The organism is Ottowia caeni (genome assembly GCF_050821495.1).
Taxonomy (GTDB): domain Bacteria; phylum Pseudomonadota; class Gammaproteobacteria; order Burkholderiales; family Burkholderiaceae_C; genus Ottowia; species Ottowia caeni.
On the sequence record NZ_CP151080.1, the window covers coordinates 3,937,893 to 3,951,349 of the forward strand.

At 59.8% G+C, this 13,457-nt stretch carries 11 protein-coding genes and 1 pseudogene; 4 read left to right on the forward strand and 8 right to left on the reverse strand.

The genetic code is table 11. The features are described from left to right. The first annotated feature begins 167 nt into the window (after positions 1-167). Positions 168-2,551, forward strand: a pseudogene (locus AAAK34_RS18495) (penicillin-binding protein 1A). A gap of 238 nt (positions 2,552-2,789) precedes the next feature. Here the strand turns inward: AAAK34_RS18495 and cyaY are convergent. Next, entirely contained in the window at positions 2,790-3,119 is a 330-nt protein-coding gene (cyaY, locus tag AAAK34_RS18500; protein ID WP_231694759.1) for an iron donor protein CyaY, read from the reverse strand. A 172-nt stretch (positions 3,120-3,291) separates the two neighbouring features. Between cyaY and lptM the strand changes: the two genes are divergently transcribed. After that, a complete protein-coding gene (gene lptM, locus AAAK34_RS18505) occupies positions 3,292-3,555 on the forward strand; it encodes an LPS translocon maturation chaperone LptM (protein WP_431777552.1) in 264 nt (87 codons plus the stop codon). Then, positions 3,552-4,838 (forward strand): diaminopimelate decarboxylase, encoded by a 1,287-nt coding sequence (gene lysA / locus AAAK34_RS18510; RefSeq protein ID WP_231694758.1) that lies wholly within the window; start codon positions 3,552-3,554, stop codon positions 4,836-4,838. Before lptM ends, lysA begins: the two co-directional genes overlap by 4 nt. On the opposite strand, the gene AAAK34_RS18515 is transcribed toward lysA, so the two are convergent. The 5 genes from AAAK34_RS18515 to AAAK34_RS18535 all read right to left on the reverse strand — a co-directional run bounded on the left by AAAK34_RS18515 (position 4,830) and on the right by AAAK34_RS18535 (position 11,019). Further along, positions 4,830-5,471, reverse strand: a complete 642-nt coding sequence (locus AAAK34_RS18515; protein WP_231694757.1) for a protein-methionine-sulfoxide reductase heme-binding subunit MsrQ — start codon at positions 5,469-5,471, stop codon at positions 4,830-4,832. The two genes, lysA and AAAK34_RS18515, sit on opposite strands and share 9 nt — an antisense overlap. Before the next feature lie 25 nt (positions 5,472-5,496). Then, positions 5,497-6,492, reverse strand: coding sequence for a protein-methionine-sulfoxide reductase catalytic subunit MsrP (gene msrP / locus AAAK34_RS18520; protein WP_231694756.1), 996 nt, complete (start codon positions 6,490-6,492; stop codon positions 5,497-5,499). Positions 6,493-6,602: 110 nt separating this feature from the next. Then, on the reverse strand, positions 6,603-7,949 hold the full coding sequence (gene ccsB / locus AAAK34_RS18525) for a c-type cytochrome biogenesis protein CcsB (RefSeq protein WP_231694755.1): 1,347 nt from the start codon (positions 7,947-7,949) through the stop codon (positions 6,603-6,605). A gap of 50 nt (positions 7,950-7,999) precedes the next feature. After that, positions 8,000-10,117, reverse strand: a complete 2,118-nt coding sequence (locus AAAK34_RS18530) for a cytochrome c biogenesis protein ResB (RefSeq protein WP_231694754.1) — start codon at positions 10,115-10,117, stop codon at positions 8,000-8,002. A 278-nt stretch (positions 10,118-10,395) separates the two neighbouring features. Continuing rightward, positions 10,396-11,019: a c-type cytochrome gene (locus tag AAAK34_RS18535; RefSeq protein WP_231694753.1), complete on the reverse strand. Its 624-nt coding sequence runs from the start codon at positions 11,017-11,019 to the stop codon at positions 10,396-10,398. 336 nt (positions 11,020-11,355) lie between these two features. Between AAAK34_RS18535 and yihA the strand changes: the two genes are divergently transcribed. Beyond that, complete coding sequence (gene yihA / locus AAAK34_RS18540; RefSeq protein ID WP_431777553.1) at positions 11,356-12,126, forward strand: ribosome biogenesis GTP-binding protein YihA/YsxC; 771 nt, start codon at positions 11,356-11,358, stop codon at positions 12,124-12,126. Here yihA and AAAK34_RS18545 read toward each other — a convergent pair. Together AAAK34_RS18545 and AAAK34_RS18550 are read right to left on the reverse strand one after the other, a co-directional pair. Then, entirely contained in the window at positions 12,116-12,526 is a 411-nt protein-coding gene (locus AAAK34_RS18545; RefSeq protein ID WP_231694752.1) for a DUF488 family protein, N3 subclade, read from the reverse strand. The two genes, yihA and AAAK34_RS18545, sit on opposite strands and share 11 nt — an antisense overlap. A gap of 11 nt (positions 12,527-12,537) precedes the next feature. Continuing rightward, a complete protein-coding gene (locus tag AAAK34_RS18550) occupies positions 12,538-13,401 on the reverse strand; it encodes a lysophospholipid acyltransferase family protein (protein ID WP_231694751.1) in 864 nt (287 codons plus the stop codon). Between the last annotated feature and the right edge of the window lie 56 nt (positions 13,402-13,457).

Below are 13,457 nucleotides of genomic sequence, written 5' to 3' on the forward strand. Positions count from 1 at the left end.
TGAATTTTGTTTCACTCGTTGTCAAAAACTAACGATCAAACACGATTCATTATCTTCGCTTTCTCCCCAAAACCAACATCGGCATGAATATGTTGCAAAACGTAGTAGATAACTGGCTCAGTTGAGCCTCTCCTGCGCCAGCATCCCTCAACTATTGATCTAGACCTATGGCCACCGAAAACTCAGGCAACGCCGCCAAGCGTGCTGCCGCCCAAAGAGCAAATTGGGTGATCTGGACCCTGAAGGGCTTGGCATGGGCGGCTGGCTCCATGGTGGCCCTGGCGCTCTGCGCTGTCATGGCAGGCCTGATGGCACTGGCCATTGCCTATCCGAACCTGCCCGATGTGTCGGAGCTGTCGAACTACCGCCCGAAGCTGCCGTTGCGGGTGTTCACCTCAGAAGGCTCACTTATCGGCGAATTTGGAGAGGAGCGACGCCATCTGACGCCGATCAAGGAAATTCCTCAGGTCATGAAGGATGCGGTACTGGCGATTGAGGACGCCCGCTTTTATCAGCACAACGGGGTGGACTACGTTGGGGTGGTGCGCGCCGCGATCGCCAACCTGGGCCGCGTCAAGAGCCAGGGAGCGTCGACGATCACCATGCAGGTGGCGCGCAACGTCTACCTGACGTCGGAAAAAACCTATACACGCAAGATCTACGAGATTCTGCTGACCTTCAAACTGGAGCATCTGCTCACGAAGGACCAGATCCTGGAGATCTACATGAACCAGATCTTCCTGGGCAATCGATCCTACGGGTTCGCGGCCGCTTCCGAAGCCTATTTCGGCAAGCCTCTGAAGGACATTTCGATTGCCGAAGCCGCCATGCTCGCGGGGTTGCCACAGGCGCCCTCCGCCAACAACCCCATCAGCAACCCCACCCGTGCCCGCTCCCGGCAGCTCTACATCATTGAGCGCATGGCGGAGAATGATTTCATCACCGCCGAGCAGGCAGCTGCGGCCAAGAAGGAAGAACTGCGTATCAGACCCGCCAGGGAGACCACGCGCGTGCACGCCGAGTACGTGGCCGAAATGGTGCGCCAACTGATGTTCGCGCAGTATGGCGAGCAGACCTACAGCCGCGGCCTGAACGTATACACGTCCATCAACGCCCCGGACCAGATCGCCGCCTATAACGCTTTGCGCCGCGGCATCCTGGACTTTGATCGCCGCAAGGCCTATCGCGGCCCAGAGAAATTTATCGATCTCCCCAAAGAGGCTACCGAGATCGAGGATGCGGTGGACGACGCGCTGGACGACCACCCCGACACAGGCAATCTCTTGTCTGCCGTGGTGCTGCAGGCCGATGCACGGGAGGTGCAAGCCATGCGCCGGGGCGGAGACAAGATCACGATCACCGGAGAGGGCCTGCGTTCCGCGCAAGGGGGCTTTCAGCCAAGGCCGCACCGGCCATTCGCATCCGGCCAGGCGCTGTGATTCGTGTGGTTCAAGCGGGCAAAGGAGGCTGGGAGATTGCGCAACTGCCCGAGGTGGAAGGCGCGCTGGTCGCCCTGGATCCACGAAACGGCGCGGTAAAGGCCCTGGTCGGCGGTTTCGACTTCGACAAGAATAAGTTCAACCACGTGACGCAAGCGTGGCGCCAACCGGGCTCCAGCTTCAAACCCTTCATTTACTCGGCGGGGCTTGAAAAGGGTTTTTCGCCCACCACCATCATTAACGACACACCCCTGTTTTTCGACAGCAGCGTGACCGGCGGCCAGCCATGGGAGCCGAAGAACTACGAAGGCGGCTTCGAGGGCCCCATGAGCATGAAGCGCGGACTGGCCCGCTCACGCAATATGGTCTCGATCCGGGTACTGCAGTCGATCACACCGCAATTCGGGCAAGACTGGATCACCCGCTTCGGCTTCGATGCCGAGCGCAACCCACCCTACCTCACCATGGCGCTTGGGGCCGGCTCCGTGACCCCCATGCAACTGGCCGCCGGATTCAGCGTGTTCGCCAATGGTGGTTACCGTGTCAATCCGTTTCTGGTCACGCGCGTGACTGACCACACAGGCAAAATTCTGGCAGGCAGCAAACCCAGTGAACCTGGGGAGTCCAATCGGGCCATTGACGCTCGCAATGCCTTCATCATGAACACCATGCTGCAGGAAGTCGCGCGGAGCGGGACAGCTGCACGGGCGCAGGCCACGCTCAAGCGCCCTGATCTTTTCGGCAAAACAGGCACCACCAACGACTCGATTGACGCCTGGTTTGCGGGCTACCAACCCACGTTGGCGGCCGTCGTGTGGATGGGCTACGACACCCCGCGCAACCTGGGTGCCCGGGAGACGGGCGGCGGGCTCTCGCTACCGATCTGGATCAATTTCATGCAGAGCGCCCTCAAGGACGTACCCGTGGCGCAGCTGACACCCCCCGAAGGCGTGACCAACGTTGGCGGCGAGTGGTACTACGAGGAAAACGCCCGGGGCGGCGGCATCAGTCACCTGGAGGGCGCGGGCCTTGCTCCACCGCCCGAAACATCCGGGGCAGCCGCAGCACCCTCCGAGGAGCGCAACCGGATTCTGGATCTGTTCAAGAACTGAGCATCAAGCAGAGAGTCAGGGAGAGACTTTGAAAAGGCTCATGAGAAACAAAACTTTGAAAGCCCAAAACGGCCTCCATCGTCTCTGCTTTTGTAGGAGCGGCTTCAGCCGCGAAGGGTCACCGTCATCAATGGCGTCTTGTGCTCCGAAGGAAACCAATCGCGGCTGAAGCCGCTCCTACAAGGAAACCCTCTTGTTTCTCCACGAGCACAGGGCGCCGAAAGGCACCTCGGAAGCTCTAAGCGCTAAAGGTCAGGGGCATGCCTGCATGCTCGCTGACGCTGGCGGACAGGCGCTCGAAGAAGTCTTCCCCGGTCTTGGTGTCGCGCCAGCCGCCATCCTGATGACGAAAATGGTAGCCCCCCGAACGGGAGGCCAGCCAGATCTCTTGCAACGGCTTCTGCAGGTTCACCACGATCTGGCTACCATCAGCGAATGCGAGGGTGACCAAACCACCAACGCGCTGATTGTCGATGTCGGCGTCGGTGGTTTCGTTGAGTTGGTCGCAGCGTGCCTCGATCTGGGCGAGCAACGCCTCGGCCATGTCCAAATATTCTAGGTCGGTCATTACAATCTTAAAAAACGGTGGTCGGACGAACCCGGGAGGTTGTCACGGTTGGAGCAGGCAGTCACGGCAACGCGATATGCCCCGCACACGGGACGAACTTTATCGGAACCGGCGCATCGTGCTTTCACTCCCACTAAAGCGGTCAACTGCGGTTTCCAGAGATTGTTTCCCCATGCCTCTTACGCGCCAGCTTCCAAGAATTCTAGCGACCGCCTTTGTCCTGCCCTTCGTAGTGGGCTTATTGGCAGCTTGCGGGCAGAAAGGCCCACTCTTCATTCCCGCTACGGCTCCCACCGCGGATCGTGCCACACTTCCGCAAACAGTCTTCGGTCAGTCTGAGCGCGCGTCAGCCGCCAATCCGTCGCCCACTCCGGTCTCGACACCCAGCAGCCCTTCTCGTCCACGGGCTTTGCCCAACCTGCCTGAAACCCAATGAATCCACCGATTTCCTCACAGGCCAAATTACCTGGCCGCCCGTTCGTAGCCTATAGCAATGGTCAGCTGATGGTCGAGCAGGTTGTCTTGCGCGACCTGGCCGCTCAGCATGGCACACCCCTGTTCGTTTACTCCAAGGCCGCCATCCTGGCAGCACTGACGGCATACCAGCGCGGACTTGCGGGTCGCAAGTCACTGATCTGCTACGCCATGAAGGCGAACTCCAGCCTTGCCATTTTGAAGCTTCTGGCGGACGCCGGTTGCGGCTTCGACATCGTCTCCAGTGGCGAGCTCGAACGAGCCTTGACCGTGGGTGCGGAGCCGGCAAAAATCGTTTTTTCAGGAGTCGGCAAGACTCGCCATGAAATGCGACAAGCCTTGGAAGCGGGCGTGGGCTGCTTCAACATCGAGAGCCTGGCGGAGCTGGAGGTGCTTGACGCGGTGGCGCGGGAATGCGGAAAGGTCGCGCCAGTCAGTATCCGCGTCAACCCCAATGTGGACGCCAAGACGCACCCCTATATCTCGACAGGCTTGAAAGGCAACAAATTCGGCATTGCACACGAGGATGCGCTGGCAGCATATCAACGGGCAGCCACTTTGCCTGGTTTGCACGTAGTAGGCATTGACTGCCACATCGGGTCTCAGATCACCGAGGAGGCGCCTTACCTGGAAGCCATGGATCGGGTGCTTGATCTCGTGACGAGCATAGAAGCCGCGGGCATCGCCATTCACCACATCGACTTCGGCGGTGGCCTGGGCATCGACTACAACGGCGAGACTCCACCGGCGGCTGATGCGCTGTGGGCCCGCTTGCTGGAGCGCCTGGACGCTCGCGGGTTCGGTGACCGTAAGCTGATGATCGAGCCCGGCCGTTCGCTGGTCGGCAATGCGGGGGTCTGCATTACTGAAGTGCAGTATCTCAAGCCCGGCGAGCAGAAGAATTTCTGCATTGTCGATGCCGCCATGAACGATCTTCCGCGCCCTGCCTTGTACGAGGCATTCCACCAGATCGTGGCGCTGCAGCCGCGTGATGACGCGCCCGTCACGTACGACGTTGTCGGACCGGTGTGCGAAAGCGGTGACTGGCTCGGCCGAGACCGGAACCTCGCCGTGCAACCCGGCGACCTGCTGGCCGTACTCTCCACCGGCGCCTACAGCATGAGCATGAGTAGCAACTACAACACCCGCCCCCGCCCCGCAGAGGTCTTGGTGGACGGCGCCAACTCCCGCCTCATTCGTGCCCGCGAAAGCGTGCAGGACTTGTGGCGGCTGGAATTACCCTGAGAACGGAAGTCCGGGACCTTCTGTTCGCGACGAGCGTGTGGTGCGTAATGCGCGCCACACACGCTCCAGCAGCAATGCGCCGATGAGCGCGCCGTACACCACCACCTCGGCGTAGTCGCGCTTTCCGCTTCGCATCCAGAAGAAATGGAGCACCGCGAGGCCGGCGATCACATAAACAAGCCGGTGCAGCATCTGCCAGCGGCGCGCCCCCATGGCACGGATAGCGCGGTTGAACGAGGTCGCCGCCAACGGCATCAGAGACAACCACGCTGCAAAGCCCACCAGAATGAATGGCCGCTTGGAAATATCGCGCGCAATATCCGCGACCTCGAAGCCCATATCGAGCCAGGCATAGGCCAGCAAGTGCAAACTGGCATAAAAAAATACGAAGAGCCCCAACATGCGCCTGAATCGGGCCAGCTGCGGCAGTCGCCAGCGAACACGCAAGGGCGTGACAGCCAAGGTCACGCACAGCAGCCGCAGCGTCCATTCACCCAGGCCACGAATCAGCGCCTCTGCAGGGTTGGCGCCTAGCCGATCAAAGGCAGCTCCATACACCAGCCATGCCAGAGGCAGCAGGCACAACACGAAGAGCACTGGCTTGGCGGCTCTACTGAGCAGGGCGCTTTTCACAGGAGGCAGGTACCGGGGGTGTGAACTAGAAATTCTTCCTCAGATCCATGCCCGCATAAAGTTGCCCCACTTGCGCTTCATAGCCGTTAAAGAGCAATGTCTTGCGTCGCTTTGCAAACAGGCCGTCTTCTCCAATGCGACGTTCCGTGGCCTGACTCCAGCGCGGGTGGTCCACAGTCGGATTAACGTTGGAGTAGAAGCCGTATTCATTCGCAGCCGCCTTGTTCCAGGCCGTTCGCGGCTCTTTGTCGAGAAAGCGGATCTTGACGATGGATTTGACTGATTTAAACCCATACTTCCAGGGCACCACCAGCCGCACAGGGGCACCGTTTTGCTTGGGAAGCACTTCGCCGTACATACCGAACGTCAGCAGAGTCAGTGGGTGCATGGCTTCATCGAGGCGAAGGCCCTCGACATACGGCCAATCGAGAACATCGGAACGCAGGCCAGGCATGGTGGCCTTGTCCGCCAGGGTGAAAAATTCCACATACTTGGCACTGCCCTGCGGCTCCAGACGCCTGATCAGTTCAGAGAGTGAATACCCCACCCAGGGAATCACCATGGACCAGCCTTCGACGCAGCGCAGGCGGTAGATGCGCTCCTCCATGGGTGAGAGCTTGAGCAACTTTTCAAGATCATATTTGCCGGGCTTATTGACCAGCCCCTCGACCTCCACCGACCAAGGCGTGGTTTTCAGAGTCGAGGCGTAGCGCACCGGGTCACTCTTGTCGGTGCCGAACTCGTAGAAATTGTTGTAGCTGGTAGCGTCTTTGTAGTCGGTCGACTTTTCCATGGTGACCGCGCCGGCCACGTTTGACTTGGCGGCAGCCAGCGGAGCACCCCTGCCAGGACGAGCCCCCTGGGCCCACGCGTCTCGCGACGCCCAACCGGCCAACACGCTACCGGCGGCTCCGCCGGCCATCAGCCTGAGCAACTCTCGCCGGCCATGGTAAACGGAGGGCGGCGTGATCTCGCTCGGGTGCGGATGGATAAAACCTGAGTCAGTGTTTCGGATCAGCATGATATGGGTCTTTCAAGCCAGGTTCACATCCCAATGCAGCTTGTTTTGGTCGTCTTTCGCGGCTAAAACCGCTCCTACAAAGATAGCAATAAATCCCAAAACAGGGATGTCTACAACGTGCCGTAGCTATGCAAACCGCTGAGGAACATGTTGACGCCAATGAAGGCGAAGGTGGTTACAGCCAGTCCTGCCACGGCCCACCAGGCAGCCACGGCGCCGCGCAAGCCCTTCATCAGCCGCATGTGCAACCAAGCCGCATAATTCAGCCAGACGATCAGAGCCCAGGTCTCCTTCGGGTCCCAGCTCCAGTAGCCGCCCCAGGCGTCAGCGGCCCAGAGCGCGCCAAGCACCGTGGCAATGGTGAAAAATGCAAAGCCTAGCGCGATGGATTTGTACATCACGTCGTCCAACACTTCCAGGCTGGGCAGACGTTCGGCGATGCGCTTGCGGCCCAACACAATACCGCCGATAACCAACGCCGCGATGACCGCGTAAACAAACCAGTAAGTACCGCCCGCCTCTCCCACGCTGCGCTGGCGGAATGCCAGGGGCACGAAGCACAAGGCCACGCCAAACAACCAGATCGGCGCCATACGGTACCAGCGGGTTTCGGCCACCTGCAACTTGATGAGATAGGCAAAGCCCACCATGGCAGCCAGCGCAAAGGTGCCATAGCCGATGAAGTTGGCCGGCACGTGCAGCTTCATCCACCAGCTTTTCAGCGCCGGCACCAGAGGCTGAATTTCGTGCGCCTCGCGCACCAGCGTGTACCAAAGCAGGAAGCCCACGGCCGCGCTCACCACCAGCATGACAAAGGCACCCATGGAGCGCGTCTTGTACTGCGCTTCGTAATAGAGATAGAAAAGCGCTGTCATCCAGCAGAAAAGTACGAACACCTCATACAGATTGCTGACCGGGATGTGGCCAATGTCTGGGCCGATCTGATGGCTTTCATACCAGCGCACCATGGTACCGACAAGTGCGAGGGTGACCGCCACCCAGGCCACCTTGGAGCCCAGTCCCTCGAAGGCAGCAGCCTGACCGCGCGAGAACATGCCCACCCAGTAGAACACCGTGCTCATGAAAAACAGCATGCTCATCCAGAGGATGGCGGACTGGCTCGAGATGAAATACTTGAGCCAGAAAACGGTGTCTCCGCGCCGCAGATCGCCGTCGTAGGAAACAATGGCCAGCAGCGACAGCGCCGCCACCACGAGCATCAGGTGCCGCAACGGCCTCCAGAACCAGCCCAGCCAGACGACCACAGGTACTGTACCCGCCAGAATCCACTTCTCGTAGATATCCATGGAGGCATGGTACTTTGAGAACGCAAACAGGGCGCCCGCCACCGCCAACACGGCAAACAGCCATTCATCCCACTTGCGACGAATGAAGTAGCCCTCGTTCAGGGTCAGCGTGCCAGAAGAAGATGCTGCTACGGTGGTAGTGATATTCATATCCAGATCTCTAGGTCCCAAGTCTCGAGTTCAATAACTGAGACATCAGGTCAGGAAGACGCCAGCAATTTCTCTCGAAGCTCGCTGAGTTCGCGATCGGCGTCGAGCGTTTTGCGGTTGAAAGACAAGGCCATCGTTGCGTGGGCGCCGGTGCCTTCGGAAGCCAGCCACACCCACAAACGCCGCTCGCGGACATAGAGCATGGCAAAAACACCCAGAATGAGCAACAGGCAACCCAGATAGACCACAGTCTTTCCGGGGGCACGAGCCACTTGGAACACGCTGGCTTGCACATGGGTGAAGTCGGTGAGCTCCAGTGCCACAGGGGCCGGGTAGAAATTGATGTCTGATAACGCCAGCACAGCCTGCGTCATGAAACGGCCGTTCGCTTCGTTCTCCTCCAGCGGAGGCTTGCCCCGCGTTTCACGAGAAAGCGAATTCAGCTCCAGCAAGGTACCGTTAAGAATGCGCAGCAAGACGCCCGCGGCGTTTTCACGCTCGCTCTCGGGGACAGCGTCTTCGATGAAGTCGGCAATGGCTTGCAAGCCGCCCTTTTGCTGGCCTTTGACCATTTCCACACCAGCAAACAGACCCAATGCGCGTCCGGCCGAAACCGCCAATTGCTCAGCGAGTTCAGCCCGCCCTGGCTCCACCGCCTTCATCACGTAGCGGCGTACCGCACGCTCCCGCTGCGCAGGATCAAGCAGGGCCGCACGCATGCCCAAGAAGCCTTGCATGCTGCTGTCTTCATCGGCCGGGAGGCGGAGGTAGCGAAATGGCTCGGCCGGTGTATCGCGCACACCCAGCAGGAACACCGGCACGCCGTCGCCGGTGTCCACCGGCAACATGTAATTATTGAACTCACGTGCCTGGCCGGCAGCATCGCGCAACTTGTAACTAATGCTGGGGCCCACGTTGCGCAACTCGCGCGAGGTGGTGGTCTTGTCCGCCGCACCGAGACGATCATTCAGCGCCTGACGCAGATCGACCTTGCGCACATCGACACCTGTCGGCTGCTCATTGGTCAGGTTCTCCACGTTTATGACGCGCAGCCCCGTATATTCGAGCGTCAGCTTCTCGCTGCCGTTGGTGATTTCCGAAGATCCGCCGATCTGTCCCTCGATCTCGAACGGCTGGCTGCTGGCTTTGATAGGAACCGCCTTGAGCTTCACCCGCGAGCCGCCGTCGTCGAAGCTGCTTTGGTAGATCTGCACGCCTTTGTAGCTGGCCGGGTGGTTGACTTCCACACGTGCTTCCTTGGTCTCGCCCGTCTCTTTGTCATGGATGACAATTTCGCTGGCGAACAATTTGGGCATGCCTGTGGAGTAATACTCGACAATGAACTTCTTGAGTTCAACCGCAAAAGGCAGCTCTTGCAGGAGCACGCCGTCAGACTGGCTCAATATGGCGGTGCTGGATTGGGACCCTTCGGCCACCATGAGGTTGCCGCGAAACGTGGGGTTCCGTTCAGACAAACGGTGCTCAGGCTTCACTTCGGACACCAGACCGCTGCCGGAATAGACTGATTTGCCTCCGAACCAGGTCTGCGCGCGAACGATCAGATCGCCATCAAGGAGGCCGCCGAGGCAGACCATGACAATGGCTCCATGAGCGGCTATGTAGCCAATCCGGTTGGCGCCGCCTGCCTTGGCAGCCACCATCCAGCCCTTGGCACCCCGCTGGGTGGACTCCCGTGCCTGCAACTTCACCTTCCAACCGCCGCCCGCCAGCAGCTGGCCAATGCGCTGTGCCTCAGCTTCCGGAGAGCCGGGCAACTGCGCCTCGGCCTTGTGGTGAAAGGCTTTGAGGCTTTGTTCGCGGATGTTTTCTTTGTAGTTTTTGAGATCGGACAGGATCTTGGGGGTATTGCGAGCAATGCACAGCGATGTGCTTACCACCAGAAAAGCCAGGATCACCAGAAACCACCAGGCGCTGTAGACCGCATTGAGCTTGATAGCGAGGAACACTTCGGCCCAGAATGGCCCAAACTGGTTGGTGTAATTGACCGCCGGCTCGTGCTGCTTGAGCACGGTACCAATGACCGATGCGATACAAATGACCGTGAGCAACGCAATCGCGAAGCGCATGGACGACAGCACCTCCACCGCCGTGCGCCAAACTCGGGAGCCGCCTTGCGGCTCGAAGCCTTCCGTAGTGATCGTTGCCATGCCGTTTGAAATCCGCCTGTTAACCAACCGCTTGCTTACACGCAGGCGTACTCGTACTCGCACCGTTGGAGCGTGAAACCTAGCAATTGGTTTCCTTGGAATGCAAATTTCTTGACTTGCATCAGTCCTTTAGCTTCCAGAAAAAAACCGCGCCACAGACGCGGTTTGGCGCGCATTCGCACCTGAAAAATCAAGTGCGAATACACCTTGGTATGTGCTGACACCGAGAGCCCGAGGGATCGCGATGGTGATCCGCCCCGGCTCCTGGTTCTTATTCTTTAGCGCAGACCGGCGATGTAATCAGACACCGCTTTGATCTCGCGGTCGTTCATTTTGGCAGCCACATCATGCATGACCGCATTATTCTTGCGGGTGCCATCGCGGAAAGCGACGAGTTGAGCGGCAGTGTAATCTGCGTGCTGGCCAGACAGACGCGGATACTGCGAGGGAATGCCGGAGCCGTTGGGGCTGTGGCAACCAGCGCAAGCAGGAATGGTGCGATCAGGAATACCACCACGGTAAATACGCTCGCCGAGCATGACCGTGCCAGCTTCCTTGGAAAAACCAGGAACGGCCTTTTGCGAAGCCAGCCACCAGGAGATGTTGCGTGCGTCGCTCTCGCTCAGCGCGGTGGCGAAACCCGTCATGATGGGGTTGCTGCGGGCACCGCTCTTGTATTCAAGCAATTGCTTGAGAAGATACTCAGGATGCTGCTGAGCCAGCTTGGGCTGCGCAGGCACGGTGGAGTTACCGTCGGCCGCATGGCAGGCGACGCACACGGCGGCGTAGCTGGCAGCCCCTTTGACCAAGTCTACCTTCGGCGCGGCAGGCGCGTCGGCGGCAGAAGCGGATACTGAGGCGGCTAGCAAGGTGGCCGTGAGCAAAGTGGCGAACGACTTCATGGGCGATCGTCTTCTTGAGTAGTGTCGTGAGGAATTGGTGCACCACACATCGGGTGCACCTAACCGCCTGATTCTACAATGCTCACCATCTTCCTCCTCAACTCGCCTCTTTCAACAGCCTCCGCGCATGGCCTTCCCATGTCTCAGAGTCTGTTCAAAGTCTCTGCGCGAGGGCCGTTGTGTTCGAAATGCTGTGGCTGCAAGGCGAAAAACGCAGGGATACCCCGTGGTATCGCGAGTAATTTCAACAACGCAGACGCGGTTTTTCGAGCGCAGTGCAACTGGCGCAACGGACCCGCGAGGAGACTTTGAACAGGCTCTCAGGAACTCTAAGCCATGACCAATCCGCCCCGCTCTCCTCATTCACCCCGCCCCGCCCCTGCCCCTGCCGCTGCCGCTGCCGCTGCCGCTGCCGATCAGGAACGCGCCCGCGAAGCAATGGGCTGGCTCCACACAGCCCGTTTCCTGACCACCGCCGCGCAACTCAACCAGTTGCCAGAGCACAACGTACCGGAGATCGCTTTCGTCGGCCGATCCAACGCCGGAAAATCCACCGCCATCAACACGCTGACACAGCAGAACCAGCTTGCATTCGCCTCCAAGCGGCCCGGGCGCACTCAACACATCAACCTGTTCGCCCTGGGCCGGCAGGGCCTGACCGATGCCGTGCTGACTGATCTTCCGGGCTACGGCTACGCCGCCGTGCCGCAGGCCGACAAGAGGCGCTGGCAGCAGGTCATGGCCAACTATCTCGTCAGTCGTGAAAATCTGGCGGGCATCGTGATGCTGTGCGACCCCCGGCACGGCCTGAAAGAGCTGGACGAGGTGTTGCTGGAGGTTATCCGACCGCGCGTCGAGGAAGGGCTGAAGTTCCTGATCCTCATGACCAAAGCCGACAAACTGACGCGTGCAGAGCAGGCCAAGGCTCTCTCCATCGCCCGGCTGCAAGCCGGCGGCGGCGAGGTGAAGCTGTTTTCTGCGCTGAAACGCCAAGGCGTGGAAGACGCAGCGGTTTGGCTACGGGACTTGGTGGACGCGACACCATCGATTGGGAGCCCGCCCGATGACGGCGCACCTGAAGAGGACGGGGCTGAGCCTAGTCCTTGATGTCCGCCCCACGTTCAGCCAGCAGGGCACGCAAGATGGAGCGGTGACAGCGCGCCTCATCGGCACAGTAACACCCCACTGAGAAGTTCGCACCGTGGGATAACGCCGCCAGCAGATCCAGCGTGCGTGCTGCTTCCGGTGCGGCCATTTCGCGACGAAACAAGCGGGTAAACAAAGCCCAATTTTGGGCAGCCTTGCTGGCGTCAGGCTCTTCGTGTGTCGAAAGCGCCAGCTTCATGCTCTCGGGGCTGGGCGAAAGATTCGGGTACCAGACGTCGTACCAGTTGCCACTGGAGAACTGCGCCTTCGGCACACCGCGAGGCGGACGCCGCACAGTGCCAATACGCACCCCTTCTCCCTCTGACCGCGGCGTGCCCAGACGAACAATTCGGATGCTCATGGATCAGGCCCTCAATACAGTGAAGTCTCGCCCGGCGGTCTGGTCTTGAAGCGCTTGTGCACCCAATAGTACTGCTCGGGCATCTCGTTGATGTAGCCTTGCAGCCGCTCGTTCATGAGGGCTGTGTCGGCCGTTGCGTCGGCACTGGGATAGGCCTCCCATGCCGGGTAAACCCGAACTTCGTAGCCGGTGCCAATCAGGCGCGTCACGACCGGCACCACCCGTGCATTTCCGAGCTTGGCAAAGCGCGAAAGCGAAGGCACGGTGGCGGCGCTGACCCCGAAAAATGGCACAAAAACTGATTCAGAAGGCCCAAAATCCATGTCTGGCAGCAAGTAAAGCATCTTGCCCTCACGCAGCGCACGAACAATGGGCTTTACCCCCTGTGTCCGGCTCAGCAGCGTTGCATCACCAAATCGCTGGCGGCCACGCTGCATCCAGGCATCCAGCACGGCATCGGGCTGCGTGGTGTAGATGGTACAAGCTGGCCGATCAATTTGCTGCATGACAGCGCTGCCGCCGGCATCCATGCCGTAAAAGTGCGGCGCGAACATGACCACGGCACCCTCTCGCGTGAGGTCTTGCGTGGCACCTGTCACGTGCAAACGCTGGCGCACGATTTCGGGATCGCCGTGCCAAAGCCATGCACGATCAAGAAAAGCCTGACTGAAGTAGACAAAGCTTCGCCTTGCCACCGCTCGGCGCCGATCTTCTGACCACTCTGGATAGGCCAGCCTGAGATTGGTCAGCGCGATGTGCCGGCGTTGACGCGCGAGCACGAAAAGCAAGCGCCCCATCACGCTGCCCAGGGCACGGATCCACGCCAAGGGTAGCGGCGCCAGCGCGCGCATCAAAAGGATTCCCGGGTGCTGCATGTGTTGCTGTTAGTTCTGCTGTGTGAGAGCCGTCACGAGGGGATGATCGCTGCGAA